Origin of the sequence: Kitasatospora sp. NPDC056273, from assembly GCF_042268845.1 — a bacterium.
GTDB lineage: Bacteria > Actinomycetota > Actinomycetes > Streptomycetales > Streptomycetaceae > Kitasatospora.
Window position 1 is genome coordinate 74741 of the sequence record NZ_JBHJSJ010000002.1, and the last position, 25225, is coordinate 99965.

The window sequence follows — 25225 nt, forward strand, 5'->3', positions numbered from 1 at the left end:
TGTGCGGCCGCGCACCCCGGCCGCCGCGCCCGCTGCGGTCCGGCGGGTGCGGTCCGGCGGGTGCGGGCCTTCAGGCCGTGGCGGCCGCGCGCAGCCGCTTCTTGTCCGGCTTGCCGACGGGCGTCAGCGGGATCTCGTCCACGAGGTGCAGCACCTCGGGGGCGAAGATCCGCCCCTTGCGATCGGTGACGAACGCGCGGAGGGTGTCCAGGTCGGGCCGCTGCCCCGGGGCGGGGACGACGGCGACGTGGACGTGCTCCGCCTCCTGGTCGTCGCGGACGCCGAAGACGGCGCAGCGGGCGACCGCCGGGTGGGTGAGGAGGAGGTCCTCCACCTCGGAGGGGTAGACGTGGCCGCCGACCACGATGATCAGGTCCTTGACCCGGTCGGAGAGGTAGAGGTAGCCGTCCTCGTCGAAGTAGCCGACGTCCCCGGTGTTCAGCCAGCCGTCCCGGAGCACCGCGGCGGTGAGGTCGGGCCGCTTCCAGTACCCGGCCATGACGGCGTCGGAGCGCAGGTGGATCCCGCCCTGTTCGCCGGTCGGCAGGTCGGTGCCGTCGTCGGAGCGGATCGCCACCTCGACGCCCGGGACGGGCCGGCCGACCGGGACCTGGCCGCCGGGGCCGATCCGGTCGTGCTCCTGCGGGGTGAGGAAGGAGATCAGCTGGGCCTCCGACATCCCGTAGAGGCCGACCAGGACCGGCCCGAAGACCTTGAGCGCCTCGCGGATCCGGGTCGGTGAGGCGGCGCTGCCCCCGTAGGAGAGGTACCGCAGGCTGGACAGGTCGGTGCGGCCGATCGCCGGGTGGTCGAGCAGCTGGTGGAGCAGCGGCGGCAGCACCCAGAGGTCGGTGATGTGCTCGCGCTCGATGGCGGCCAGGACCGCGCCGGGCTCGAAGGAGCGCTGGAGGACCACCGTGCCGCCGTGCTGGATGGTCAGGTCGGCGAAGATGCCGGCCAGGTGGGCGAGCGGGGTGGCGGCGAGGAGGCGGGGCGCGCCGGCGGCGGGGTCGCTGCCGATCGGGGCGTCGAAGATGTGGCGGTACGGTCCGTGCAGGCTGAGGATGCCCTTGGGGATGCCGGTGGTGCCGCCGGTGTGGCGGATGCTGAGGTCGTCCTCCGGCCCGACCCGGACGGCCGGGGGTTCGGCGGGGTGGTGGGCGGAGGCGGCGATGACGTCCTCGCCGAGGGCGGCGGGGTCGCCGCCGGGCCCGGGGCCGAGGGTGAGGACGGTCGGCACGTCGATCAGCGGGAGCAACTCGGCTGCCTCGGCGTACCGTTCGGCGTCCACGAGCAGCACGGTGGTGTCGACGCTCGCCGTGATCTCGGCCAGGACCGGGGTGCTCATGCCGTCGTACAGGTTCACCACCCGGGCCCCCGCGAGGCCCGCCGCGTACCGGGCGCTCAGGGCCTCGGGGGTGTTGCCGGTCAGCAGGGTCACGGTGGTGCCGAGGGCGGTGCCCCGGGCGATCAGCTCGTGGGCGAGGCGGTAGCCGGCGGCGGCGAAGTCGCCGGCGGTGATCTCGGCGCCGTCGGCGGTGACGATGGCCTGCCGGTCGGGATCGGAGGCGAGGGACTGGAGGATCAGAGCGGGACCGCTGACGAACTCCGCGTCGGGCATGGCTACTTCTTCCTTGTAGTTTGCAACCATGTCCACAGGCTAACCCCAACCTCCGCCCCTGGTCCGGGAACTGCCGAGGAGGGCCGAATGTGATCGTCCGTCACCCGGACAGGGGAATGATCGTGGGCGCCCGCCTGTTTCGGGGCGCACACCCGCTGAGGGGCCCGCGCGGTCAGAACGCCGCCGGGGGCCGGAGGGCGAGGTCGGTGGCGGCGGCCCAGTGCTCGGTCGCGGCGGTGACGATCGCGTAGCCGGGCTGAGAGGGGAGCCGGGAGATCAGGGCGCTGCGGCAGCCGTGGCTGCGGTGGACCTCGACGGGGACGGGGACGCCGTGGAGCCGGACCTCGCCGGGGGTGGGCGGGCCGTCCGGCGGGGCGAGGTGGATGCGGGGGTCGAGGCGGTCCGAATTCGCCAGGAAGGTGGAGAGTTGGGACCGCGGGGTGGTGAGGGAGCCCACCCGGTGGCCGGACGGGACGGGGCGCGAGGTCTGGACGACGGCCACGAGTTCGCCGTCCAGGTGGTAGTTGAGGTCGAGGTGGCAGAGGTAGCCGTCGGAGGACAGCCGCCCCAGCAGGAAGCGCCACCCGCGCGGGGCGTCGCGGAGCACGGCGATCTGCTCGCCCCACTCCTCGGCGGTCTCGCGGTGCGTCGGTATGCGGATGCCGTGCGGGCGGGTGTCGCGGAACAAGGGCTCCCCCAACGGGCTGGTGGTGACCGGGCGTCGGCACGATGATCGCGCCGCGAGGGGCACCGCGGGAGGGGGAGACGACTTTTCGGCCGTTCGCCGCGTCGGCGGATTGCTTCGGGCCGGGGTGGGACAGAAGCTTCGGGGCGTCGGCTTCGGCGGCGTCGCGGGGACATCCGGGCAACGGCCCGGTGAACCGCGGTCGACGCCGGTCGAACGGCAGCGGCAACCGGACGGGGGACGGGACATGGGTCAGGGCGGTGTCGCGACGTTCCGTGCGGGGGCGGCGCGGCGCCCGGTCGGCCTAGGAAGACGGGCGCTAGCCGCGGCCCACGTACGGCATGGCGCTGGGCATGACCAGGACGGACTGGATGTTCACCCCGAGCGGCAGTCCGGCCATGGTCCGCACCATGTCGACCACGTGCCGCACGTCCATGGTCGGTTCGACCCGCCGTGAGCCGTCGGCCTGGAGGACGGCCGGCTGGGGGTGGTCGGGCGGGGTCACGTTCCCGATGTCGATCTGGCCGCAGGAGATGTCGTGGCGGCGGCCGTCCAGGGACAGCGAGCGGGTCAGCCCGGCCACCGCGTGCTTGGCGGCGGTGAAGGCGGCGGAGTCCGGGCGGGGCGTCTGTGCGGAAGGCGCGCCGTTGTTGATGATCCGTCCGCCGCGCGGGGTCTGACGCTTCATGATCCGGAAGGCCGCGCGCGAGCAGAGGAAGGTGCCGGTGGCGATGGAGTCCATCACGCGGTGCCAGTCCTCGACGGCCACGTCCTCGGTCGGGGTGTACGGCATGACGTCGGCGGCGTTGTTGAACAGGAGGTCCAGCCGTCCGAACCGTTCCTCGACGAACTCGAACAGGCCGTCCACGGCCACCGGGTCGGTGATGTCGGCGGGGAAGGGGACGGCGCGGTCGCGGTCGGCGGGGGCGGCGAGCCCGGCCGTCTCCGCGAGCGGCTCCTTGCGGCGGCCGACCAGGACCACCGTCCAGCCGTCCGCCAGCAGGCCCAGCGCGCTCGCCCGCCCGATGCCGCGCCCCGCCCCGGTGACGACCGCCGTCCGCTCCGCCATGCCCCACGTCCCCTCTGCTCTGCCCTGCTCTGCTCGCGATGCCGTCCGGCAGGAACCCGTCCCGACGAAGGGCACCCCGAGCGTGCCCGGACAACCCTCGACCAAACAGGAGTCGCACATGAATGGCCGTAACCCGGCGGCGCAGTCGAACGGCCGCAGCCCGGCGCACGTGGATGTCCCCGACCCGGTACCGGGCCGGACCGACGGCAGCCGGCAGTGGTTCGAGCGGGCCAAGGAGTCACTGGCGGGCGGCGTCAGCTCCTCCGCCCGGCTGACCTCGACCGGCCCCGACCCCTACCCGCTCTACCTGGTGGGCGGTTCGGGCGCGCGGGTCCGGGACGTCGACGGCAACACGTACGTGGACTACCTCGCCGGCTACGGGAGCGCCGTGCTGGGCCACGCCGACCGGCAGCTCGCCGAGGCGCTCGGCGCCGTCCTGGGCGCCGGCACGATGTTCGGCACCTGCAACACGGTGGAGGTCGAACTCGCCGAGCTGATCCGGGAGATGGTGCCCTGCGCGGAACTGGTCCGGTTCGCCAACTCGGGCAGCGAGGCGGTGCAGGGGGCGGTGCGGGCCGCCCGCGGGTACACCGGGCGGTCCAAGGTGCTCAAGTTCGAGGGCCACTACCACGGTTGGTCGGACACCCTGGCCGTCTCCAACCGGCCAGACCCCGTCGAGGCCGGGCCGTACGGCGCGCCGCGCTCCGTGCCCCACTCGGCCGGCATCCCGGCCGGTGTCGTCGGCGACGTCGTGGTCTGCCCGTGGAACGACCCGGGGGTGTTGCGCGCGGTCCTGGACGCCCACCGGGGCGAACTCGCCGCCGTCGTCTGCGAACCGATCGTCGCCAACAACGCCTGCACCATGCCCGCGCCGGGATACCTGGCGCTGCTGCGGGAGGAGTGCACGGCACGCGGCATCGTGCTGGTCTTCGACGAGGTCTGCACCGGCTTCCGCACCGGCCCCGGCGGCGCCCAGGCGCTGTTCGGGGTCGTGCCGGACCTCGCCGTCTACGCCAAGGCGCTCGGCGGGGGCCTGCCGATCGCGGCCTTCGCGGGGCGGCGCGAGGTGATGGAGCCGGTGGCCGAGGGACGGGTGAAGCACGGCGGCACGTACAACGCCTCGCCGCTGTCCGCGACGGCCTCGCTGGTGACGCTGCGCAGGCTGAACCGGCCGGACACCGTGAAGCACGTCGAGGAGAGCGGCCGACGGATCATGGAGGCCGTCCGGCGGGCCGCCCGGGACCGGGGCGTCCCCTGCGCGGTCCAGGGGGTGGGGGCGATGTTCCAGGTGGTGTTCACCGCCGACGGCGAGCCGACCCGGCACTACCGGGACCTGCTCCGCAGCGACCAGGCCCGCCACCACGCGTTCCGCCACGAGCTGCTCCGCCGGGGGATCCACGTCAACGCGTACGGGATGGCCTGCTGGTTCGTCTCGGCCGCCGTGACGGAGAACGACCTGGACGAGACCTGCGAAGCCGTGGAGGGCGCGTTCCGCACTCTGTGAGCCGGCGCTGTTGTGCGCGGGAAGTCGGCGGGGCCGACTTCCCGCGCGCGGCCGGGCGGAGGCGGGCGGGTCCACCGGTGATTGTCGGAGGCGGGTCGTAGGCTCGCGCGCGGCAAGGGAGTTCCGGGAAACCGGAGTTGACCGGCGTACGAGGGGGACTGTTCCATGGCGACGTTCGTGCTGATCCACGGCGCGGCTGCCGATTCCTGGTGCTGGGAGCCGCTGGCGGCCGAGCTCCGGGGGCGGGGCCACGAGGTGGTCGCGCCGGACCTGCCGTGCGAGGACGACACGGCCGGGCTGGCCGAGTACGCGGACGCGGTGGTGGCGGCGGTGGCTCCTGAACGGCCGACCAGCGACCGGACGGGCCCGCTCGTGGTCGTCGCGCACTCCTTCGGCGGCTTCACCGGCCCGCTGGTGTGCGCCCGGCTGCCGGTGGACCTGCTGGTCATGCTCCAGGCCCAGGTGCCGGCGCCGGGGGAGACGCCGGGCGCGTGGTGGGAGAACACCGGCTACCCGGAGGCCCGCCGCGAATCCGACCGCGGCAGGGGCGTGGCGGAGGGCGCGGAGGAGGACGAGCGCGCCCTCTTCCTGCACGACACCCCGCCCGCCCTGGCCGAGGAACTCCTCACCGAGCACGGGCGACGCCAGTCGGCCACGCCGTTCGGGACACCGTGGCCCCTGGAGGCCTGGCCGCAGGTGCCGACCAGGTTCCTGCTGGCCACCGGCGACCGCTTCTTCCCGCCCGCCTTCCTGCGCCGGCTCGTCCAGGACCGGCTCGGCCTCCGGCCGGACGAGATGCCGGGCGACCACCTCCCGATGCTCGGCCACCCGGAAGAACTGGCCGAGCGCCTGGAGGCGTACCTGGCGGCGCTGTAGCGGGCCCGCACCGCGCAGGAAGTCGGCGGGGCCGACGTCCCGCGCGACCGGGCGAACCCGTTAGGGGGCCGGTGCGGGTGCGGGCTGCTCGGGGATGGGCGGGCCCGGCTCTGCGGGGGCGGGGGTGGGGGCGGCGGCGCTGCTGAGGCCGGCCGTCTGGGCGTCGAACAACCGGCGTGTGCCGCTGAGTTTCTCGCTGCCCCACATCACCGCCGGGCCGATGAGGGCGGTCAGTGCGGCGGGAGCGACCACCGATGCGGGGAGGTCGGCGAAGGCCGCGGCGCCCACGATGCCCGCCGCCGCAATGCTGCCGACCAGGACGACCAGCCGATCGTGCCTGTCCTCGCGGCCGGCGACCAGGTCGACCGGCTCTGGCGGAAGGTCCGCCTCGTCCAGCAGGCCCATCCACCGGCCCTGCACCGACCGGTCGAGCAGGGTGGCGACCAGCCGAGCGAGGCCGGGGACGGCGGCGGGGCCGTCCCGCAGGACGTTCGACGCCTCCCGCTCCAGCGCCTGCTGCACCTTGGCGATGTGCGGGCGGAGCGTGTCGCGGCGCCGTTCGCGATCGACCCCGTACGCGGCGAACCACCCGAGCCGGTTGGTGTAGCGGGTGACGTGCCGGTCCAGCTCCAGCAGCGGGAGGGTGCCGTCGGCCGCCTGCTGGCACCGGCGGAGGAGCTTGGCCAGTTCGACCGCCGAGGTGAGCGGGAGGCTCTCGCCGATCCGCCTCCGGTAGAGCTGACCGGACCGGTGGAGCCAGAGGAAGGCCGCGCTGCCCAGGCCCGCGGAGAGCGAGAAGAACGGCAGCGTGTTGTTCCGGACGAAGGCCGGATCGTCCGCAGCGCTCGGGCGGACGGTGAGGTCGAGTCCGGCCGCGGCGAGCGATCCGAACACGGCCGAGGGGATGAGGGCGAAGACCAGGAGCCAGGTGTCGATGCCGCCGGACCTCCGGACTCCTCGCCGCCAGTGCTCCCGCAGCGTTGCCGGGGAGGAGGACACCGGCGCGTGCAGGCTGTCGCCGAAGCGGCCGAGCTCGGCCGCACCGGGGAGGACGGCGCGCGAGACCCGTCCGGCGACCCATGGCGGGATCCACCACCCCTTCCAGGTGTCGGCGAAGTCGAGCACCCCCATGGCGATCGGGTAGAGCACCCCCGCCACGAAGGGCGGGAAGAGCGCGAACACCGCCGACTCGAACCACAGCACGGCACGACCCCCGTTCCGATCGGAATGACCGAGGAAGTGCCTACCACCGGTGGCGAATCGGGAATCCCGGACGGTTGTGCTGTTGACGGGCGGCCGCGTGGGCGAGGGGAAGGGCTCTGCGGGGATTCACCAGGAGTTGACCTGGGGTGCGCGGGAAGTCGGCGGGGCCGATCTCCCGCGCGTGAGCTGCTTGAGCCGGAGGTCTGTCAGTCGGGATCGGGCACGACCTTGACGGACTTCAGCTGGTCGGGCGTCAATACAACCTGCGCCAAACCGCGCACGGTGAAGAGCGCTCCGGAAAGGTCTGCCCCGAAGAAGGGACTGCTGCTCAGTTCCGCGCCGGTGAAGTCTGCTCCCGCGAGCTTGGCGTGCTCGAACACGCAGCCCGTCAGGACGGCCCGTCTGAAACTGGCCTTGTGCAGGTCCGCGTAGCGGAAGTCGGCGTACTCGGCCTTGCAGCCCGACAGTACGGCTTGGTGAGCCGAAGCGCTCGCCAGGTTCGTCCCCGAGAGGATGGCGTAAGACAGATCCGCGTTCGTGATTCTGACGCCCCGCATGGTCGCGCCGGACAGGTCACACCGGATGAGGTCGGCCAGGGCGAGGTCGGCGTGTTCCAGATCGACGTCGGTGAGCGTCGCTTCCACGAGCTGGGCCTCTGCAAGCTGTGCGTACTGCAGGGAACTGCCCGACAGCAGGCTCCCGCTCAGGTCGGCGTTCCAGAGCCGGGCGCCGTCCCAGACCAGGTTCCGGAGATCGAGCCGCGTGAGGTCGAAAGGGTCGCCGAAATACTGCTCGGGAAGACGGCCCAGGATCAGTACCGCAACCTGGAGGTCTTCGAACCGAGCCGACTCCGGACCGGAGGACTCCCCGAGCGGGCGGGCTTCCCGGAGGAAGTCGGCCAGCATCGACAGCCACGGCCGGGCGGGGTCCTCCTGTTCCCGCGGCGGGTTGCGCCAGGCCAGGCGTTCCAGGCGGTGGAGGGCGGCGATGCGGCGCTCCGGATCGGTGGACCGGAGCTCCGCCCACAGGTCCTTGTCCACCGCAGGCGGCCGTGCCGGTGTGGCCGGGTCCGCGTCGTCGGCGGCCAGCCAGAGCCGGTGGAAGCGTTCGACCTCGTCCTCCGGGTCCGGCTTCTGCCGCCCGACGGCGGTGCCGGCCAGGTACCGGACCATGGACTCCACCCGCGCCCAGGCGGGTACGGCCACGCCGTGCAGCAGTTGGCTCGCGGTGTCGTGGCTCACCGTCGTCGGCAGCTCGTCGCGCTGCTTGATGCCGAGGGAGATCTCGCGGAGGCTGGGTTTGCCCGCGCCCCGGTACAGCCCGTGCAGGGCTTCGACCAGGTCCCTGCGTGGCCCGGGCGGGAGCTTCTCGCTGGTCGGAACGACGATTCCCGCCAAGGCTGCGCTACCCCTCGATGGACTGTCAGATTTCGTCCGTAACTGTCGGTCCATCATGAAGTGGCGGGGCGGTTCTGTCAGTTGAACGCGGGTTCCTGGCGGCAGGCCTCCTGTTTCATCCGGTCTCATCGACCGGGCGCGGTGCTGCCTCCGTCCGCCGCCAGGGTTGATCCAGGCCGTGAGAGGCGGCCGTCCAAGGGATGAGGAGGAGCGCGATGTTCGAGCACGGTCGGCCCGGTGGGGCGGGACGGAGTGGCGAGGTGGCCGGACGGCGCCGTCGGTGGCGGGTCGTCCGGCGCACCGTCGCCCTGTACTTCGTCCGGGGCATGGCCACGGCGGCGGGCGGCGCCACCGTGACCGGCCTGCTCGCCTGGCTGGTCGCCCAGCGGGGCTAGTCCGGCGCCGCGCTAGCGCTGGAAGACCACTTCCGGATTGTCCGGCGAGGGGCCGTCCAGCAGCGGACCGTCGATCCCCTTCAGCGTCCGGTCGAAGAACGCCGTCACGTACTCGCGGGTGATCTCCACCCCGCGTGCCGGGGAGAGGGGCGGCGCCGGGAACCCGGCCTGCTCGTGGAGCAGGTCCAGGTCGCTGAAGCTGAAGTGGTCGGCGCCGGCGACCGTCAGCCACTTCTTGTAGCCGCCGAGGGCGTCCCAGGCCTGCCCCCACGTGGTGTCGCCGCCACCGGCCGGGTGGTTGTCGGGCGTACCCAGCATGAGGAACGGCCGGTTGATCTGGCCGGGCGTCGGGACCGGCTTGAAGGCGCCGTCCATGTTCACGCCGGCCCGTACGCGCGGGTCGGCGACCATCGCGGCGGAGGCCGCCGCTCCGCCGATGGAGTGTCCGGCCATGCCGATCTCGTGCTTGTCGATGAGGTGTGCCAGGCGCCACGCGGTATTGCCGTGCGTCAACTGGTCGATCAGGAAGGACACGTCCCGCGCGCGGTTGGTGGGGATGGAGTCGATCCGCGACGGGTCGCCGCAGATCGCGCACGGCGTCGTCTGGCCGTTCGCCAGCGTCTCGCCGCTGTCCTCGTAGGTGTCGCCGACGAGCGCGACGACGTAGCCGTGACTGGCGAGGTCGGTCGCGAGCGCGGTGAGCGTGACGCGCGGGTCCTCGTACGCGGGTGAGAGGACCACCAGCGGATACTTGCCGGGCTGCGGCCGCGCGCCGTCGAAGGCGTGCGTGGTGACTCCGGCGATGGTCTGTGGGGTGATGCCGGAGCTCGCCGGCAGGTTCTGCCGCTGGACGATTCCGGTTGCCTCGCCGAGGGACATGTAAGGGGCCGGGGTCCCGGTCCCGGGGACGGCCGGGTAGACCATCGTGACGGCCAGTTGGCGGGGGCCGGATGACGGCACCCACGGGTCGAGGCGGCTCGTGTCCGTGAGGTGGATGACGTCCTCGCTGGCGGCGTAGGGGCCGGTCGGCGCGGGGAGCGCGCCCTGGAAGGTCCGCGCGGGTGCGGCGGCCGCGGCCGGTGCGGTGTCGAACGCGTGCGTGGCCACCGGTGCGGCCACCGGTGCGACCACCGGTGCGGCCGACGGTCCGGCCGTGGCGGCGAACCCGGCGCCGGTTCCGGTGGTGAGGGCGGCGAGCGTCAGCACCGCGACTGCGCTGATACGGCGATTGCGTCTCATGGGACAGACGCTAGGGTCCCGAGGCTCCGTGTCGGATCAACCCGTTGAGGTAACCGTCCTGTTGTCGTTCGTAGCCCCCACGGGGTACCGGGTCATACGCCGGGGCTACGTCGTGCGGCGCGGGGCTCCCTTGGTCGGCTCGTGGGGCTCCACCGCCGGTTCGAGCAGGGCGAGCGTCCGCTGCCGCGCGTCGAGGCCGACGCGGACGCCGACCGGCATCGGCAGATTGGGGCCGGCGTGCCCGAAGTCGACGTTGCCCAGGACCGGGATGTCACGGTCCCCGAGGACGTCGAGGACGATCTCGCGCAGGGTCGGGGACGCGCCGGGTTCGAGGCCGCCGATCTCGCGCGGGACGCCCACGACCATGCCGGCGATCCGGTCGAGGATGCCGCTGTGCCGCATCACGTGCAGGTAGCTCCACACGTACGAGGCCAGGCCGCCCATCTCCTCCCAGAACAGCACCGCGCCGTCGAACCGTTCGAGCGGCAGCGCGAAGGGCGTCGCCTGCGCCAGCACGATCCGGTTGATCAACCCGCCGATCAGCGGCCCTTCGACACGGCCGGGACGCCAGCACTCCCATGACGGGCTCGCGGGCAGTGCGCCGATCGCCTCGGTGCCGGTCAGCAACCTGGCGTAGAGCGCCTCGAGTTCAGCCTGGCGCGCCGCGGGCGCGGACCGCCAGTGTCCGCCGAAGCCGGGGACGGCCATGTCGGCGTGGAACCCGACCAGGCCCGTGCGCGCGTGGAGCACCAGGTGCAGCAGGGAGATGTCGCTGTAGCCGAGGATCGGTTTGGGGTCGGCCCTGATCGCCTCGACGTCGATCAGGTCGAGGTAGCCGAGCGCCGTCTGGCCGCCGTCACTGGCGACGATCGCGCGCACCTCGGGATCGCGCAGGAGGGCGTTGAGCTCCCCGGCGATCTCCGCCGGCGTGGCCGCGCTCCACCAGTGGCGGCGGCCCGCTTCGAGGAGCGGAGCCCGGCGCACGCGGAATCCCATCCGCTCCAGCACGGCCACCGTCCGCTCGACGTTGGGCTCGTACGCGGGCGGCAGCGGACCGGACAGCGCGGCGATGACGACGAGGTCTCCGGGCGCCAGGGCACGCGGTCGAAGCAGTCGAGGCGGTGCGGAACCAGTCATGGCGCCAGTGTCGCCGCCGCCGTCGGCGGGGTCACCCGACTTTCGCCGGAAGGGTTCTGCCACCACCCCCGCCGTTCGGCGGCCGCGCGTTCCTCGGCGATGGTGGGGATGGCGGCGAGGGCCTCGGCCGGGCGGCCGTTCCGGAGCAGCATGTCGGCCAGGTCGAGGGTGGCCCGGTAGTGGGTGGACGCGCGGAGGAGCGCGATGGCCTCCTCCAGTCGGCCGTCCAGTTCCAGCAGCCGTGCCAGCGAGGTGTCCCACGCGCCGGGCTGCCGTTCGTTGAGGGCGGTGGCCTCCGCGATGCCCTCCGGGCAGCGGCCGGCCTCGCCGAGCAGCCGGAGCCGCAGCTGAAGGACGTCGTCCGGGTGCCCTTCGGCGTACGGGCCGGTGAGCCCTTCCACGAGTTCGAGCGCGCGGTCGGGGCGGCCGTCGTCGACGAGCAGGTCCAGTGTCCGGTGGAGGAGGTTCCCGCAGTCGTAGTAGTCGAAGGTGGGCCGGCCGGTCTCGACGGCTTCGTCGATCCTGCCCTGGCGGACGAGGAGGTCCATCAGCGCCGCGCGGTCGTTCGAGAGGTCGTGGGCCTCGATGCGTTCGCGCAGCAGGGTCTCGGCCTCGGGTGCGCGCCCCGCGTCCTCCAGTGCCTTCGCGTACGCGTCGAAGGCGGCGTAGGGCTGGTCGGCGGCGAGGGATGCCAGCTCCTCGATCAGGCCCTGCCGGGCGAGGAGTTCCGCTTGGTACTCGGGGAAGTTGACGGGGTGGTGCCGGCCGGCGGCCGCTTCGGTGCGCAGGGTCTGGACGGCCTCGTCGGTTCGCCCGGCGCGTTCCAGGACCCGGGCGGTCAGGAGCAGCACCTGCCACCGCTCCAGCGAGTCCGTGGGCTCGGTCCCCGCGCGCTCCGCGGCCTGGGCGAGCACGTCGAGGACCTGGTCGTCCGCTCCCTGGCCCTCGGTCGCCTCGACCAGGCACGACAGCGGCCAGGACGCCCCGAGGTGGGGCGTGAGCACCTCGATGGCCTCGTCGATCCGCCCGGCCTTCGCCGACAACTCGGCGTAGCGCACGCACACGTGGGCGTCGTCCAGCTCGGCCGCGTCCGGGCGCACCATCGCGAGGGCCTCGTCGGCCTCGCCCTGCCGGATCATGACCTCGGCGGTGGCCCACTCGGCGGCCCGCCAGCCGATGTCCGTGAACGGGTCCAGGAGTGCCAGCGCCCGATCGAACTCCCCGGCCGTGCCCAGCTCCAGTGCCGCCGCCTTCGCGCAGTTCCAGTCCCCGCGCTCCTGCGCCGCCCGGGCGAGCAGCTCCACCTGGCCCAGGTCGAGGAGGGTCTGCGCCATGCGCGGGTGGACGCCGCCGAGGTTGTGCGCTTGCCAGGAGAGGTCGTCGATGTTCACGCGGGGAGCGTACGAACCGCTACTGACAGCGGCCCTGGGCTCGCCCCTGCCCAGGGGCGGACCGGGGCCGGACCGTACGGGCAAGCCCTCGGCGTCCACCGCCCGCGTGCACGAGAAGTCGGCCGGTCCGACTTCTCGCGCGCGCGGGGCGGGCCCGTCAGGGGGTGGGTTCGGCTTCGCGGAGTCCGCGGAACACCGCGGGGGTCGTCCAGCCGCGCAGTGCGGCGTGGATCGTCGACTTGAACGCGGCCCGCGCGGTGGGGGCGTCGAGGGCTCCGGCGAGTTCGAGGGTGACGAGCCCGTGCAGGGTCACCCAGAGCGAGAGGGCGATCGAGGGTGCCGGGCCGTCGAGGACGGACTCCGCGACGGCCCGGTCGATCGCGGCGGTGAGCGGTCGGACGGGGTCACTGGTGCCGACCGTGTCCGACGGTTTGAAGGACTGCACCCCGCCGAACAGCACCGTGTACAGGTGGCGGTGTTCGAGCCCCCAGTGCCGGTAGGCCGTGGCGAGGGCGTAGATGTCGGCGAGGGGGTCCGCGGAGGTGGGTACGTCCGCGACGGCGCGGAACAGGCCGGCGACGGCCTGGTCGCGGACGGCCGAGATCAGTCCGTCCTTGCCGCCGAAGAGGGAGTACACCGCCGTCGTCGAGGTCCCGGCGGCCGCGGCGACGGCCCGGACGGTGACGGTCTCCTGCGGGCGGGTGGCGAGCCATTCGGTCGCGCACGCCACGAGCCGCTCTCCGACGGTCTCGTCGTTCGTCTTCGGCCTTCCCATGACGGGGAGCCTACCGCCTTTGATAACGTCGTTTTGAAACAGCGTTACGAAACAAGGAGGGCTCCACCTTGTCCCCGTTCGCCCTGCCCGCGACCCTCTTACGCCGCGCCGCCCGTTCGCTGTCGGCCCTGGCCGCCGTCCTGGCGTCGGTCCTCGCCTTCCTCGCCCTGGTCGTCCTCACGGACGGCGCGGGCTCGGGGCTCGCCGCCTGGCTGCCGGTCCTCGCGGCCGGGACCGCCCTCGCACGGTGGCGGAGCCGGAGCCGGAGCCGGGACCGGGGCCGGAGCCGCACCCGGGCGGCCCGGCTCGTGCCGTTCCTGCCGGTGGTCGTCGCGGCGGCGCTGACGGCGCCGGTCTGCGTCCCGACCGTGCCCACGGCCCGGCAGTACCCGCCGGACCTGCCGTTCGTGGCCACGGAGCACTGGAGCCTGGACACCGGCAGCAGCGTCGCGGTGTACCACTACCCGCCCGCCGGGCCCGGCCCCCGGCACCCCGTCCCGCTCGTGTACCTCAACGGCGGTCCGGTGCGCGGCATTTCGCTGCTCGACCACCGGTTCCTGCAACTCCTGGCGGGGCAGGGCTACGACGTCTACGCCTACGAGCAGCCCGGCGGCGGACGCAGCGGCCTGCTCCCCATGGACCAGTACACGGCCGACCGGTCGGTCCGCGACCTCGGCGCCTTCGTCGACCGCCTGGGCGCGGGCGCGGTCGACGTCCTCGGGTTCTCGTCGGGCGCGGTCGTGCTCACCCGGGCCCTGGCCGATCCCGGAACCGCCGCGCGCGTGCACCGGGCGGTCATCGCCGAACCCGGCCCGATGGACGGCCCCACCGCGCGGATCGCCGGGCACCAGGGCCGCGAATCCGCGCGCGGCCTCGCCCCGGACCCGACCGGGCCGCGGTCGACGCACGTCCCCCGCTACGCGGTGGCGTTCGGCCTGCTGCGACTCGGACTCCTCAGCCCCGGCACCGGGCTGATCGGACAGGCCGAGGGCGACAACGCCTTCACCGCCGCCGACCTGGGCGGTGACACCGCATCCGCCTACTGCGCGCGCGACGCGCACCGCATCCCCGTCGAGGACAGCGCGCGGAACTTCTCCTTCAGCCCCGCCGCCAGCCTCCGCGTCCAGCGGACGGTCCGGGACTCGGCGTCCATCGCACCGCAGTTGGGGCGGTCCCGGACCCCCGCGATGCTGATGATCGCCGAGTGCTCCTCGCAGGTCCGTCAGTGGGCGACCGCCGTCCTCGCCGCCGACCCCGCGATCCAGCGCACCCAGTTCATGCCGGGGGTCGGGCACCACATGTGGAACGGCCTCGACGGCAACAACGACCGGGCGGCGGCCGTGATCGGCGCGTTCCTCCAGGGCGAGCCGGCGCCCCTGCCGAACTCCCCGACCCGCGAGGGGATTCCGGCCTTCCTGCGCGACCACGAGTGAAGGCCCGGCAGCCGCGTACGGGGTGGACCGCCGGCGGCCGTGCCGGGGGAGACTGCTCTGCACAGGAAGTCGGCGGGGTCGACTTCTCGTGCGGGGCGGGATTGCCGGGGGGCAGCTGCGGGCGGCCGCAGGGGCGCGGCCGCTGTGCCGGGGATGTCACCCGATGCGGTGAATTGTGTGCAAACCCCGATGGCACCTAGAGTCCAAGGACTGGTGTTCGTGCGCCGGCGGCGGGTGAGGCTGCCTGTCTCTGACGTGCCGCTAGCCCGGCTCGACGACGCCAAGTCCCTTATCCGAAAGGAATATCCATGAGTGACACTCTGTACGCTGGCAACGAACTCGGTCTCGGCCAGTCCCTGACCGGCGGTGCCTACACGCTGACCCTCCAGGGGGACGGGAACCTGGTGCTCTCCGAGCCGGGCGCCGTCGTGTGGGCGACCGAGACCCAGAACCAGGGCGTCGAGCGGGCCGTGCTCCAGGAGGACGGCAACTTCGTGCTCTACAAGGGCGACGGTGCGGCGTGGTCCACCGGGACCGACGGCCAGGACGTCGACCGCCTGGTCGTGCAGGCCGACCGCAACGTGGTGCTGTACGCCCGGGACGGCGGGGCGCGGTGGGCGACGGACACCAACACCGATTTCCCCCTCGCCGCCGAGGCCCCGGTCTCGGCCCCGGCTCCGGTCGCGGAGCCGGAGCCGGTCCCGACCCCGGAGCCCGTCGCGGTGCAGACCTACACCGTCGAGCCCGGGGACTCCCTGTGGGCCGTGGCCGAGCGCTTCTACGGTGACGGCAGCCGCTACCTGGAGATCGCGCAGGCCAACGGCATCGACGACCCGGACCTGGTGAACGTCGGTCAGGTGCTGACGATTCCGTAATCGTGCGGTCCGGGCGTCCGCGCCCGGGCACCTCGCCCTGATCACCGGATCGTCGATCCGGTGTGCCGGTGACCGGCTCGTGGGAAGTCGGCCCCGCCGACTTCCCACGCAGGGCGTTCAGGTGCGGGCGGCCTGGGTGCGGCAGTGGGAGAGGGCGTACTTGATGCGGCTGTCGGGGCCGGGGGTAGCGGTGAGGAGTTCGCCGGCGGTGACGAGCGTGGTCCAGTACAGGGCGGGGTCGCCGGTGCGGGGCATGGGATGGGCGGCGGCCAGGGAGAGGTAGGCCGTGGTGAGGTTGCCGGTGGTGAACCACCGCTGGAGGCCGTGACGGTGGCCGGGGCGGAGGCTGCCGTGGGCGTCGATGGCGGCCAGGAAGTGTTCGACGACGGCGAGTTCGGTGTCGGTGAGCGACTTGGGGACGTCGAAGACGCCGAGGGCTTCGAGGAGTTCACCGGTGTCGTTCTCGGAGTCCGGGCGGGGGTTCGAGAGCAGGGCGTCGTAGCACTCGGCCAGGCGGCGGGTGGTCTCGGCGAGGGGGATGTCGAGGGCGAGGCAGACGGCGCGCGCGACGGGCAGGGACGGGTGGCCCAGGCGGGCGATCAGGGCGAAGGCCGCGGCCGGGGTGGCACCCCGGGAGAGGGCGTGCCGGGCCAGGGTCGTGAGGTGCATGGGGGTTCGGGCTTTCAGGCGAGGGTGGGGGCGGGCGCGGGGGCGACGAGGACCCAGACGAACTTGCCGATGCCGTCGGGACGGGAGGTGCAGCCCCAGCGTTCGGCAAGCTTGTTGACGAGGAACAGGCCGCGCCCGTGCTCGTCGCAGGCGGTGGGGGTGTGGAGGGACGGCAGGCCGCTGCCGGCGTCGTGGACCTCCAGCCGCAGGCGGGAGTTGATCAGGGCGATGCGGATCTCGATGTGGCGGTCGTCCGGCGCGTCGGAGTGCTGGACGGCGTTGGCGAACAGCTCGCCGAGGAGGAGTTCGGCGGTGTCCGCGTAGCGGTCGCCGGAGGGCAGCCCGGAGAGGTAGGCGCGGAGCAGGTAGCGCGCCAGGGGCGTGGACTCGGCGCGGGAGTCGAGGTGCGCGACGAACGCGCGGGGCCTGCGGGACGAGAGCATGGGGGAGCACCTCACGGGGGCGGAGGGGGGCGTGCGACAGGAGCGCACTGTTCACGCTGCGCATGCAGATGACTGCGTTCCGGTAACAATGATCGGCCTGTGGGGATACCGTGGTCCCCAAATCCGCGTGTTGGGCACGCGCAGCACAGCTGGGGGCAGTCATGGCACAGAGGAAGACCGGGCACGGACCGACGGCGAGCTCCGCCATCATGTTCGGCGAGGAGATCCGCCACGCGCGCGCGGCGATGGGCTACCGCCAGGAGGACCTGGGCAGGAAGATGCACCTCGACCGCACGGTGATCTCGCGGATGGAGGGCGGACGGCGGAAGCCGTCGCTCGAGGAGCTCGCGCAGCTCGGGGAGTTGCTGAACGCCACCGAACTGCTCACGCGGCTGTACGGCTGGGTGGACTGGAGCGCCGCGATCGAGCATCCGGACTGGTTCCAGGAGCACATGGACCGGGAGGCTATCGCGGTTGGGGTGCGCGCATATCAGGACAGCATGATTTACGGCCCGCTGCAGTGCAGGCAGTACGCGCAGGCGCTCTTCGCTCATGGAGTTGCGGCTGGCAACTCGGAGGAGATTGAGGAGCTGACCAGGGCTCGGCTCAGTCGGCGGGACCGCTTCCTCGAACCCGATGGGCCGCTGCTGCTTGTCATTCTCGACGAGAGCGCTATTCGAACGGTCGTAGGTGGGCCGAGTGTGATGAGAAAGCAGATGGAGCACCTGCTGGAAATGGCCCAGCTCCCGAACATCATCATTCAGGTGGCGCCGTTCTCGTGCCGTCGGGTCGTCTTCAACACAGCCATGGTGTTGCTGGAGCTGCCGGATGGGCAGCGCTCGGTGTACTCGGAGAGCCTTGATCAGGGGCATATGAGCGATGCTCCTGACATCGTGGCCAAGCATCAGCGTCGCTATGATCAGCTCCGCGCCGAGTGCCTGTCGGAGAGTGACTCGCTTCGGCTGATCGCCGAGGCGCTGGAGGGTTTCAAAGATGATGAGCAACGAGCTCGCCGTGATCGCCTGGCGGAAGAGCAGCTACAGCGGCGACAACGGCGGCAACTGCATCGAGGTAGCCCCCGGATTCCCCGGCCTCGTTCCGGTGCGTGACTCCAAGGACCCGCAGGGCCCGGCCCTCGTTTTCCCGGCCTCCGCCTGGGAAGCCTTCGTTGCGGCCGTCCGTGAGGGCGACTTTCCGGCGTAGAACTCCCCAAGGAGCTGGCTGTGTTGACCTGGCGGAAGAGCAGCTACAGCGGCAACGACGGCGGTGCCTGCGTCGAGGTGGCGCTGCCGGTCTGGCAGAAGAGCAGCTACAGCGGCGACGACGGCGGCGACTGCATCGAGGTGGCCCTCGGCTTCCTGCCCGGCGCCGTCCCGGTGCGTGACTCCAAGGACCCCCAGGGCCCGGCCCTCCTCTTCCCCGACTCCTCTTGGAGCGCCTTCGTCGCGGCGGTCCGGGCCGGCGAGTTGCCGATCGAGGGCTGAGTCACCCCTCCATATCCCTCCCTCGGGGTGGGGCGCCAACTGGTGCCCCGCCCCGAGGCGTTCCCCGCCCGGGGCTACTTCGCCTTCGCGCGGTAGGCGCGCTTCTTCGCGAGTGCGCCGCAGGTCTTCATCGAGCACCAGCGCCGCGCGCCCGCCCTCGATGTGTCCACGAACGGCGTTCCGCAGTCGGGGTTTCCGCAGATGCGCACGCGCGTCCGCTGCTCCTCGGACGCGCAGAGCGCGATCAGGTCCCGCGCGACCATCGACAGCACGGCCGCGATCCCGTCCCCGTCCCACCGCACGGACGCCCCGTCCGCAGCGAGCACCGGTACCGAAGTCGCCTCGGCCGCAGCGCCGTTGACCACCGCGACGTCCTCGGGCGCGGGCGGCGCCCCCTCCGCCAGCGCGACGCCCGTCCGCTGGATCGCCTCGCGCAGTCGCCTCGCTCCCTCCAGTTCTGCCTCGTCGCAGCTCGGCGCCACCGTCGTGCAGCCGCTCTCCACGCTCCACCGGCTCAGGTCCTCCGGTTCGGCGAGCCGCTCGACGTGCAGCTCCTTGCCGCGATCGGCGAGCGTGCCGGCGAAGGCGAAGCACAGCCGTGCGTCGTCGAACCGGAAGTCGGTCTTGGCGCGCTGGCGCCCTTCTCGTCGGCCGTCTTCGTCACTCATGTCCACCACTCTAAGCGGTTGACACGCATCGAAGCGGGCGCATAGCTTCAAGGTCCACCACTTGAACCGGTGGACTTTCCCCGAGGAGGTCGCGTCCATGCGCGCCGCAGTCATCGAAGAACTCCACCAGCCCCTCGTCATCCGTGACGTGCCCGACCCCGTCTGCCCGCCCGACGGCGCCATCGTGCGGGTCGGCGCCAACGGGATCTGCCGCACCGACTGGGCCCTGTGGGCCGGGGACTTCTGGACGGGAGGGCCACAGGTCAAGCCCCCGTTCGTCCTCGGCCACGAGTTCGCCGGCACCGTCGTGGAGGTCGGCCGGGACGTTCGGGACTGGCAGGACGGCGACCGGGTCATCTTCCCGATGAACCCCGGCGAGGGCTCCTGCGAGATGTGCCGCAGCGGCAACCAGCACGTGTGCGAGCACGTGGACTCGCTCGTCCCCGGCGTCTCCTACTGGGGCGCCTTCGCCGAGTACGTCATGGTCCGCTTCGCCGACGTCAACCTCGTCCGGGTGCCGGAGACCGTCGGCTTCGTCGATGTCGCCGCCCTCGCCTGCCGCTACATGACCGCCTTCCACGGCGTCGTCGACCAGGCCCGCGTACGCGGCGGGGAGTGGGTCGCCGTGTACGGGGCCGGCGGCGGCATGGGCCTGTCCACGGTGGAGATCGCGGCCGCCACCGGCGCCAACGTCATCGCCGTCGACATCTCCGAGGAGAAGCTGGACGCCGCCCGCGCCCTGGGCGCCGTCCACACCGTCAACGCCGCCACCGACGACCCGGCCGAGGCGGTCAGGACCCTCACCCGGGGCGGCGCCCACGTGTCCGTCGACGCCGTCGGCATCGCCGAGGCCTGCCGCAACTCCGTCCTCTCCCTGCGCACGCGCGGCCGCCACCTCCAACTCGGCCACACCACCGGTGCGGAGAAGGGCGACGTCGGGCTACCGATCGACGTGATGATGGTCAAGGAACTGGAGTTCCTGGGCGCCTTCGGCATGCAGGGCCAGCGCTTCGGCACCATGCTCAACATGATCGAGGCCGGCCGCCTCAACCCCGGCCGCATCGTCACCCGCACCGTCGGCCTCCACGAGGCGAGTGGCGTGCTGGAGTCCCTGGAGACGTACGGGCCGACCGGTGTCGTCGTCATCGACGAGTTCCGGGCCTGAGCACCGGTGGAAGGAAGCACGACCATGCCCGTTCCCCGCCTGCTGGTCGACCCGGAACTGCGCCGGGCCCTCGACGCCGTCCCGATGACCCCCAACGGCGCGTTCGACCTGACCGACATCCCCGCGACCCGCGAGACCCTCCGCGCCTTCGCCGCGGCCGTCGCCGACTCCACCCCCGACGACCCGTCGGTCACCGTGACCGAACACCGCGCGACCCGGCCCGACGGCCCGGACGTGCCGATCCGCCTGCTGCGGCCCACCACCGCCGGGCCCGGCCCGCTGCCGGTCCTGCTCTGGTTCCACGGCGGCGGGCAGGTGCTCGGCTTCGCCGCTCAGGACGACCCCTGGCTCAAGCGGCTCAGCACACGGCTCGGCTGCGCCGTCGCCGCCGTCGACTACCGGCTCGCCCCGGAGACCCCCGCCCCCGGCGCCGCCGAGGACGGGCACACCGCCCACCGGTGGCTCCTCCACGAGGCGGGGGTGCTCGGCCTGGACGCCACCCGGATCGGCATCGGCGGCCAGAGCGGCGGCGGGGGAGTCGCGGCGGCCACCGCCCTGCTGGTCCGCGACCACGGCGGCCCCACGCCGCTGTTCCAGGCGCTGATGTACCCCATGCTCGACGACCGGAACCGGACCGCGTCCAGCCACGAGATCAGCGACCTCGGCATCTGGGACCGCGCCACCAACCTCCTCGCCTGGCGGGCGATCCTGGGCGACCGCGCCGGAACCGACCAGGTCAGCCCGTACGCCGCCCCCGCCCGCGCGGCCGACCTCGGCGGACTGCCGCCCACCTTCGTCGCCGTCGGCGAACTCGACTCCTTCCGCGACGAGGACCTCGACTACGCCATGCGCCTGCGCGCCCACGGCGTCCCCGTCGAACTCCACCTCTACCCCGGCGCGTACCACGCCTTCGACCTGTTCGCCCCCGAGTCACAGCTCGCCGAGAGCTTCGAGCAGGCCTGGCTCGGCTACCTCGCCCGCCACTTCCGCACCCCCGCGCCCCAGCACCCCCGGCCCCCGGCGTAGACCCGGTCTCCCGCCGTCTGCCCGGAGGTGGTCGGAGGTACCCCTCCGGATGGTCTATACCCGCATCGTCAGCCTCCACGAGGCGGGCGACGTGCTGGAGTCCCTGGAGACGTACGGCCCGACCGGTGTCGTCGTCATCGACGAGTTCCAGGCCTGAGCGGCCGCGGAAGGAGACACCGCCATGGCCGCTCCCCGCCTGCGGAGTCCAGGGGCGGCGGACGGGTAGCGAAGGCATCACCCGGTGTGATCGGGCTCTATCATGGCTTTCGTAAGCCCTAGCCGATCACTTGCGGGAGGCCACTCATGAGCGCCTCGGAAGTTGAACGCCCGATCTACCCGCCCGCGCGCCCCCGAGTCACGGTCGAGGAACTGCTGGCAGCCAAGAACACGCAGCCCATACGGTCCCTCGATGAGCTCCAGGCCGACACTTTCGAGTCGGACGAAGAGCTCGACGAGTTCCTGGCGTTCGTCCGCGCCGAACGCCAGCGGAACGTGGCCTGAGGGAGCAAGGTGCAGCCTGTCATTCTTGACACCGACGTCGCGTCCCTGACGCACAAGCGCAGGTTGGCGGATCCGCTGGCCAGTCGCCTGGTGGGCCGTCGACCGGTGATCACGTTCGTCACTTTTGGGGAACTGGCGAAGTGGAGTGAGGTTCGCGACTGGGGAGGGAGGCGCCGCCAGGAGCTCGCGGACTGGATCTCCGGCATCCCGGTTCTCCCCGGCGACGAAGCGGTGGCCGCGACCTGGGGCAGGCTCTCGGCGGCCGGCCTGAAGGCCGGTCTTCCGCGTCCCGTCAACGACATGTGGATCGCGGCCTGCTGTCTCACCTACGACCTTCCGCTGGCGACGCTGAACCTGAAGGACTACGCGTACTTCCAGAAGGAGCACGGCCTCCGAATCCTGGGAGCGGAGTAGCCCCCGGCCGTCTGCCCGGACGTGGTCGGAAGTGCCCCTCCGGATGGTCTATAGTTTTCCTCATCACCCAGATGCGCGGGTGGCGGAATAGGCAGACGCGCTGGATTCAGGTTCCAGTGCCCGAAAGGGCGTGGGGGTTCAACTCCCCCCTCGCGCACAGCGAACGGCCGGTTGATCTTCGGATCAACCGGCCGCTTTGTTTTGTCGTGACCGTTTTATCGTGACCGTTTTGCCGTGACCGCCGAGGGCCCCGCGCGAATCCGTGCGGGGCTCTCGGCCGTTCGGGTCCGGGTCGATGGGTGTCGGCTGTTCGGCTGTTCGGCGCACGGGGATTGCGGCGCTCAAGGCGGGCGAACAGGGTTGATCCCAAGGGCACTTCGCCAACGAACGAAGGATTCTGGGAGCATGAAGCACACAAGGATGCTCAGACGCGTGGCCGTCTCGGCCGCCGTCATGGCCACCGCCGGCTCGCTCGCGCTGGCCGCGCCCGTACAGGCGCAGACGCGGGCCGCGGGCCAGTGCGGCGGCAACGTCGCCGACTACACCTACCCGGCGCGGGCGTACGTCTTCGACGACGTGATCAGCACGTGGCTCGGCATCTCGTCCGTCCAGTTCAACGACGACATGACCTTGACCGTCGCCCCGAACGCCGCCTCCGCCACCGTCTCCGGCGCCTGGGAACTGCACGACCCGAACGGGCCGAACCCGGCCAAGATCGGGCTGGTGACCTTCTACACCACCGTCTCGCCGGCCGTCGACGGCGACGGCGTGGCCAGCATCTACTGGTACGTCGGCTACCCGAACTGCAACCCCACCGCCGCCGACCCGGCCAAGAAGCTCTTCCAGATCTACGGCGACGTCCAGAAGCAGCCGGTCTACGAGGATGGCACCAAGGGCCCGCTGAGCAAGATCAACGGCTATCAGGCCGACCGCTGACCCCTCCTCCCCGCCGCCGTCCCCGGCTCCCGCACCGTCGCGGGGCCGGGGACGGCGGTGTGTCGGAGCGTGCCGGCTCCGCACGGTCCCGGGCAGACCGCCGGGCCGGGGGCAAGGGTTTCGACCAGGGGCGAATTCCTGGCTCCGGCGCGCCGATCGGAGCATCGTCGTCACCAGCGAAGCCACGCCGGCCCCGCGGCGGACGACGATCCGCGGGGGGCCGGCGCCAGCCGGAACTCAAGGAGAGGCACTGATCATGCGCATCAACACCTGGACCCGCCGCGCCGCCGCCCTGGCCGTGGGCGCGACCGCCGTCGTCGCCCTGACCGCCGGTTCCGCCAGCGCCGCGAGCACCCTCGCGAAGGGCAGCTCCGGCTCGGCCGTCGGCTGCCTCCAGCAGGGCCTCAACTACGTGGACAGTGCCGGTCTCCAGGTCGACAACGACTTCGGCGGCCTCACCTACAACGCCGTCGTGCACTACCAGAGCGGCCACAGCCTGAGCCCGGACGGCGTCGTCGGCCCGGCCACCGGCGGCTCCATCAAGAACGCGGTCAGCCGGGCCTACAACGCCTCGAACCACGGCGGCGACCACTCCCCGGAGCTCGGCGCCTGGCTGGTCAACTGCAGCGGCCAGCTCCCGGGCTGACGCGGGCCGCGACGGGCCGGGTGCACCCGGCCCGGTGAGTGACTGACGAGGGGCTCGGCGGCCTGGCCGTCAAGCCCCTTCGCGTGCCCTTCCCCATGGTCGGATGACGGATTCGCCACCACGCCGCCCGGTGTGTGTACTTACGACTTTCCCCGGCGCCGTTTACCCCTCCCCTCCGGGGTGGGATCCCCCTCCCGAACGGCGATACCGCCGATCACCGGTGCATCGGAAGGGAGTTGGCGTTGGAGTGGTCCGTGCCGAGACGGGCGGCCGTCTCGCTGACCGCCGCCGCCATCGCGAGCGCGGCCGTGATCCCGGCGGCGGGCGCGCCGTCCGTGCCCCGGCAACTCGCCCGGCCCCGGGGCCGTACGGTGTGCGCGTTCACCGAACTCGACTTCCACGGCCTGCTGGTGCACATCCGGCAGCCGCGGCTGCTGATCGAGCCGCCCGTCGAGAGCGTGGTCAACACCAGCCACGTCGCCTGGTGCTTCTACGAGTCGCCCGCGTACGGCGGCCTCGCCGTCACCCTCGAACCGGGCCGGGGGGCCGCCAGCTTCCCGTACCCGGTGCAGTCCGCGCGGCCGGTGGGGGAGGACGACCCCACCGGCTGACGCAGGCCCCCGTGGGGTCAGGTGCAGAGCTTGTCCTCCGGGCCGGCCTCGCTGACGATCACGTTCCTGTTCAGGTCCACGTCGTAGGTCCAGTACGCGGTCCACAGGCCGGTGCCGCTCTGGAGCTCGGAGTCGAAGGAGTGCCGGACGGCCGTGCCGTCCTCGGAGGTGACGTAGCGGAAGGCGACGCGGTTCGCGGTGGAGTCCGGGTCGGGCCTGCCGCGGGTGAGGGTGACGAAGTCGGTCCAGTCGTAGGTGGCGCCGTCCCAGCCGAAGTGGATCCGGCCGTTCTCGCACCTCAGCGGGCGCACCTCGGGGCCGCTGCGGACATGGGCCGTCCGGTCCGAGGGGGCCGCCGACGCGGTGCTCGCGACGGCTCCCGCAAGCGCGCACGCGGCGGCTGCCGCGACCCAGGGGTTCCTCATTGCCTCGCCTTCCTTCCTGTGGTGGTCGAATGCCGTGGCCGGCCGGTCCTCCCGGCCCGCCACGGGTGACGGCCGGTCGACCCGACGGTCGACCGGCCGGTGCCGAGAGGGCTCAGCTGCAGAACTTGCTGGTCGGGCCTTCCTCGCTGACGATCACGTACGTCTCCGAGTCCGCGTCGCGGGTCCAGTACGCGGCCCACAGGCCGGTGCCGCTCTGGTACTCGGAGTCGAACGAGTGCCGGACGGCGCCGGCGGAGGAGACGAAGGCGTAGGCGAGGCGGTTCCTGCTGGTGTCGGCCGGGTCGGGCTTCGTGGTGTAGAGGCCGACGAAGTCGGACGAGGTGCGGGGGGCGCCGTCCCAGCCGTAGAAGATGTGGCCGTTCTCGCAGGTCAGCGGGCGCAGTTCGGGGTCGCCGGGGACGACGCCCCGGTCGCCCGAGGGGGCGGGCGGGACGTGGGCCGCGACGGGCCTCGGGCCGGTGTCCGCGGGCTGGGCGACCGCTGCCGACGCCGTGCCCGCGAAAGCGCCCGCAAGTGCGCAGACGGCGGCTGTTGCGACCCGGAGGTTCTTCATGTCCTCGCTTCTCCCTTGTTCGCGGGACCGCCCTCCGATCCCGGTCTGCCTGCGTACCAATCG

At 72.5% G+C, this 25225-nt stretch carries 28 protein-coding genes, 1 tRNA gene and 1 pseudogene; 16 read left to right on the forward strand and 14 right to left on the reverse strand.

Annotated features, from left to right (window positions below; translation table 11 throughout):
- Window positions 1-70 precede the first annotated feature (70 nt).
- From ACFCY1_RS01900 to ACFCY1_RS01910, 3 genes are all read right to left on the reverse strand, one after another.
- Window positions 71-1621, reverse strand: coding sequence for an AMP-binding protein (locus ACFCY1_RS01900; RefSeq protein ID WP_375873179.1), 1551 nt, complete (start codon window positions 1619-1621; stop codon window positions 71-73).
- A gap of 172 nt (window positions 1622-1793) precedes the next feature.
- Window positions 1794-2321, reverse strand: a complete 528-nt coding sequence (locus ACFCY1_RS01905) for a hypothetical protein (RefSeq protein ID WP_147409167.1) — start codon at window positions 2319-2321, stop codon at window positions 1794-1796.
- Window positions 2322-2625: 304 nt separating this feature from the next.
- Window positions 2626-3375, reverse strand: a complete 750-nt coding sequence (locus tag ACFCY1_RS01910) for an SDR family oxidoreductase (RefSeq protein WP_074005568.1) — start codon at window positions 3373-3375, stop codon at window positions 2626-2628.
- Window positions 3376-3493: 118 nt separating this feature from the next.
- On the opposite strand from ACFCY1_RS01910, the gene ACFCY1_RS01915 reads away from it, so the two are divergent.
- Both ACFCY1_RS01915 and ACFCY1_RS01920 read left to right on the forward strand, forming a co-directional pair.
- On the forward strand, window positions 3494-4879 hold the full coding sequence (locus ACFCY1_RS01915; RefSeq protein WP_375873180.1) for an aspartate aminotransferase family protein: 1386 nt from the start codon (window positions 3494-3496) through the stop codon (window positions 4877-4879).
- Between the two features lie 165 nt (window positions 4880-5044).
- Window positions 5045-5755, forward strand: coding sequence for an alpha/beta fold hydrolase (locus tag ACFCY1_RS01920; protein ID WP_375873181.1), 711 nt, complete (start codon window positions 5045-5047; stop codon window positions 5753-5755).
- 60 nt (window positions 5756-5815) lie between these two features.
- On the opposite strand, the gene ACFCY1_RS01925 is transcribed toward ACFCY1_RS01920, so the two are convergent.
- Together ACFCY1_RS01925 and ACFCY1_RS01930 are read right to left on the reverse strand one after the other, a co-directional pair.
- Window positions 5816-6958 carry a hypothetical protein gene (locus ACFCY1_RS01925; protein WP_375873182.1) on the reverse strand — a complete coding sequence of 381 codons (1143 nt, stop codon included), beginning with the start codon at window positions 6956-6958 and terminating at the stop codon, window positions 5816-5818.
- Between the two features lie 206 nt (window positions 6959-7164).
- Entirely contained in the window at window positions 7165-8355 is a 1191-nt protein-coding gene (locus ACFCY1_RS01930) for a pentapeptide repeat-containing protein (RefSeq protein WP_375873183.1), read from the reverse strand.
- 215 nt (window positions 8356-8570) lie between these two features.
- Here ACFCY1_RS01930 and ACFCY1_RS01935 point away from each other — a divergent pair, with 215 nt between their 5' ends.
- Window positions 8571-8750, forward strand: coding sequence for a hypothetical protein (locus tag ACFCY1_RS01935; RefSeq protein WP_147409168.1), 180 nt, complete (start codon window positions 8571-8573; stop codon window positions 8748-8750).
- Between the two features lie 12 nt (window positions 8751-8762).
- Here the strand turns inward: ACFCY1_RS01935 and ACFCY1_RS01940 are convergent, their stop codons facing one another.
- The 4 genes from ACFCY1_RS01940 to ACFCY1_RS01955 all read right to left on the reverse strand — a co-directional run bounded on the left by ACFCY1_RS01940 (window position 8763) and on the right by ACFCY1_RS01955 (window position 13292).
- Complete coding sequence (locus ACFCY1_RS01940) at window positions 8763-9989, reverse strand: alpha/beta hydrolase family protein (RefSeq protein ID WP_375873184.1); 1227 nt, start codon at window positions 9987-9989, stop codon at window positions 8763-8765.
- 105 nt (window positions 9990-10094) lie between these two features.
- Window positions 10095-11126 (reverse strand): LD-carboxypeptidase, encoded by a 1032-nt coding sequence (locus tag ACFCY1_RS01945; protein ID WP_375873185.1) that lies wholly within the window; start codon window positions 11124-11126, stop codon window positions 10095-10097.
- On the reverse strand, window positions 11123-12517 hold the full coding sequence (locus tag ACFCY1_RS01950; RefSeq protein WP_375873186.1) for a tetratricopeptide repeat protein: 1395 nt from the start codon (window positions 12515-12517) through the stop codon (window positions 11123-11125). The genes ACFCY1_RS01945 and ACFCY1_RS01950 overlap by 4 nt, the downstream gene beginning before the upstream one ends.
- A gap of 157 nt (window positions 12518-12674) precedes the next feature.
- Window positions 12675-13292 carry a TetR-like C-terminal domain-containing protein gene (locus tag ACFCY1_RS01955; protein ID WP_375873187.1) on the reverse strand — a complete coding sequence of 206 codons (618 nt, stop codon included), beginning with the start codon at window positions 13290-13292 and terminating at the stop codon, window positions 12675-12677.
- A 68-nt stretch (window positions 13293-13360) separates the two neighbouring features.
- Here ACFCY1_RS01955 and ACFCY1_RS01960 point away from each other — a divergent pair, with 68 nt between their 5' ends.
- Together ACFCY1_RS01960 and ACFCY1_RS01965 are read left to right on the forward strand one after the other, a co-directional pair.
- Complete coding sequence (locus ACFCY1_RS01960; RefSeq protein ID WP_375873188.1) at window positions 13361-14725, forward strand: alpha/beta hydrolase; 1365 nt, start codon at window positions 13361-13363, stop codon at window positions 14723-14725.
- A gap of 308 nt (window positions 14726-15033) precedes the next feature.
- Complete coding sequence (locus ACFCY1_RS01965) at window positions 15034-15600, forward strand: LysM peptidoglycan-binding domain-containing protein (protein ID WP_049649385.1); 567 nt, start codon at window positions 15034-15036, stop codon at window positions 15598-15600.
- 117 nt (window positions 15601-15717) lie between these two features.
- Here ACFCY1_RS01965 and ACFCY1_RS01970 read toward each other — a convergent pair whose 3' ends face one another.
- Window positions 15718-16269: a hypothetical protein gene (locus tag ACFCY1_RS01970; RefSeq protein WP_375873189.1), complete on the reverse strand. Its 552-nt coding sequence runs from the start codon at window positions 16267-16269 to the stop codon at window positions 15718-15720.
- A 14-nt stretch (window positions 16270-16283) separates the two neighbouring features.
- Window positions 16284-16712, reverse strand: coding sequence for an ATP-binding protein (locus ACFCY1_RS01975; protein WP_375873190.1), 429 nt, complete (start codon window positions 16710-16712; stop codon window positions 16284-16286).
- Between the two features lie 209 nt (window positions 16713-16921).
- On the opposite strand from ACFCY1_RS01975, the pseudogene ACFCY1_RS01980 reads away from it, so the two are divergent.
- The 3 genes and pseudogenes from ACFCY1_RS01980 to ACFCY1_RS01990 form a co-directional block, all read left to right on the forward strand.
- A pseudogene (locus ACFCY1_RS01980) lies at window positions 16922-17674 on the forward strand (helix-turn-helix domain-containing protein); the annotation flags it as partial.
- A 31-nt stretch (window positions 17675-17705) separates the two neighbouring features.
- A complete protein-coding gene (locus ACFCY1_RS01985) occupies window positions 17706-17915 on the forward strand; it encodes a DUF397 domain-containing protein (RefSeq protein WP_375873191.1) in 210 nt (69 codons plus the stop codon).
- 23 nt (window positions 17916-17938) lie between these two features.
- Window positions 17939-18196 carry a DUF397 domain-containing protein gene (locus tag ACFCY1_RS01990; protein WP_375873192.1) on the forward strand — a complete coding sequence of 86 codons (258 nt, stop codon included), beginning with the start codon at window positions 17939-17941 and terminating at the stop codon, window positions 18194-18196.
- Between the two features lie 74 nt (window positions 18197-18270).
- On the opposite strand, the gene ACFCY1_RS01995 is transcribed toward ACFCY1_RS01990, so the two are convergent.
- A complete protein-coding gene (locus tag ACFCY1_RS01995) occupies window positions 18271-18864 on the reverse strand; it encodes a CGNR zinc finger domain-containing protein (RefSeq protein WP_375873193.1) in 594 nt (197 codons plus the stop codon).
- Between the two features lie 97 nt (window positions 18865-18961).
- On the opposite strand from ACFCY1_RS01995, the gene ACFCY1_RS02000 reads away from it, so the two are divergent.
- The 8 genes from ACFCY1_RS02000 to ACFCY1_RS02035 all read left to right on the forward strand — a co-directional run bounded on the left by ACFCY1_RS02000 (window position 18962) and on the right by ACFCY1_RS02035 (window position 24163).
- The gene (locus tag ACFCY1_RS02000; RefSeq protein ID WP_375873194.1) at window positions 18962-20029 is read left to right on the forward strand and encodes an alcohol dehydrogenase catalytic domain-containing protein; all 1068 of its coding nucleotides are present in this window, start codon (window positions 18962-18964) and stop codon (window positions 20027-20029) included.
- Between the two features lie 24 nt (window positions 20030-20053).
- Window positions 20054-21055, forward strand: coding sequence for an alpha/beta hydrolase (locus ACFCY1_RS02005; protein WP_375873195.1), 1002 nt, complete (start codon window positions 20054-20056; stop codon window positions 21053-21055).
- Between the two features lie 303 nt (window positions 21056-21358).
- Window positions 21359-21556: a hypothetical protein gene (locus tag ACFCY1_RS02010; RefSeq protein WP_049649391.1), complete on the forward strand. Its 198-nt coding sequence runs from the start codon at window positions 21359-21361 to the stop codon at window positions 21554-21556.
- A gap of 9 nt (window positions 21557-21565) precedes the next feature.
- Complete coding sequence (locus ACFCY1_RS02015; protein WP_049649392.1) at window positions 21566-21970, forward strand: type II toxin-antitoxin system VapC family toxin; 405 nt, start codon at window positions 21566-21568, stop codon at window positions 21968-21970.
- Window positions 21971-22043: 73 nt separating this feature from the next.
- Window positions 22044-22127, forward strand: a tRNA-Leu gene (locus ACFCY1_RS02020).
- 248 nt (window positions 22128-22375) lie between these two features.
- Window positions 22376-22906 carry a hypothetical protein gene (locus tag ACFCY1_RS02025; RefSeq protein WP_159028326.1) on the forward strand — a complete coding sequence of 177 codons (531 nt, stop codon included), beginning with the start codon at window positions 22376-22378 and terminating at the stop codon, window positions 22904-22906.
- 256 nt (window positions 22907-23162) lie between these two features.
- On the forward strand, window positions 23163-23552 hold the full coding sequence (locus tag ACFCY1_RS02030) for a peptidoglycan-binding protein (RefSeq protein WP_117489846.1): 390 nt from the start codon (window positions 23163-23165) through the stop codon (window positions 23550-23552).
- A gap of 254 nt (window positions 23553-23806) precedes the next feature.
- Entirely contained in the window at window positions 23807-24163 is a 357-nt protein-coding gene (locus ACFCY1_RS02035) for a peptidase inhibitor family I36 protein (RefSeq protein ID WP_375873196.1), read from the forward strand.
- A gap of 17 nt (window positions 24164-24180) precedes the next feature.
- Here the strand turns inward: ACFCY1_RS02035 and ACFCY1_RS02040 are convergent, their stop codons facing one another.
- Both ACFCY1_RS02040 and ACFCY1_RS02045 read right to left on the reverse strand, forming a co-directional pair.
- On the reverse strand, window positions 24181-24588 hold the full coding sequence (locus tag ACFCY1_RS02040) for a hypothetical protein (RefSeq protein WP_375873197.1): 408 nt from the start codon (window positions 24586-24588) through the stop codon (window positions 24181-24183).
- 112 nt (window positions 24589-24700) lie between these two features.
- Window positions 24701-25162 carry a hypothetical protein gene (locus tag ACFCY1_RS02045; protein ID WP_375873198.1) on the reverse strand — a complete coding sequence of 154 codons (462 nt, stop codon included), beginning with the start codon at window positions 25160-25162 and terminating at the stop codon, window positions 24701-24703.
- Window positions 25163-25225: the final 63 nt, after the last annotated feature.